We start from the raw sequence: 657 nt of genomic DNA, 5'->3' as shown, positions 1-657 counted from the left end.
ATATGGGGGTTGTAGGACCCGATATTGGTTGTTAAATAGAACTGGAAGTATTTGGAAAGGTACACCATAGAGTGTGATAGTCACGTATAGGTAATGTTTAATAAATCATAGGGATATCCTGAGTAGGGCGGGGCACGTGGAACCCTGTCTGAATTTGCCGGGACCATCCGGTAAGGCTAAATACTCCTGAGAGACCGATAGTGAACCAGTACCGTGAGGGAAAGGTGAAAAGAACCGTGAATAACGGAGTGAAATAGACCCTGAAACCATACGCTTACAAGCGGTCGGAGCCCTTTTGGGTGACGGCGTGCCTTTTGCATAATGAGCCTACGAGTTACTTTTACCAGCGAGGATAAGCATTTCAGATGCGAATTCGTAGCGAAAGCGAGTCTTAATAGGGCGATTGAGTTGGTAGTAGTAGACGCGAAACCTGGTGATCTACCCATGGGCAGGTTGAAGCGCTGGTAACACAGCGTGGAGGACCGAACCGGTTGTCGTTGAAAAGACTTCGGATGACCTGTGGGTAGGGGTGAAAGGCCAATCAAACTGGGAAATAGCTCGTACTCCCCGAAATGTATTTAGGTACAGCGTCGTGTTATAGTTTATTAGAGGTAGAGCTACTGATTGGATGCGGGGGTTTCACCGCCTACCAATTCC

The 657-nt window shown here is 47.8% G+C and carries 1 rRNA gene; it reads left to right on the top strand.

Annotation, left to right across the window (positions count from 1 at the left end):
* Window positions 1-657 (top strand): 23S ribosomal RNA (locus EII32_RS11470); the annotation flags it as partial.

The sequence above is a fragment of the Prevotella sp. OH937_COT-195 genome (assembly GCF_003932845.1).
In the GTDB taxonomy this organism is placed as follows: domain Bacteria; phylum Bacteroidota; class Bacteroidia; order Bacteroidales; family Bacteroidaceae; genus Prevotella.
Note: the sequence above shows the minus strand (reverse complement) of the source record. Positions and strands in the feature narration are given on the sequence as shown.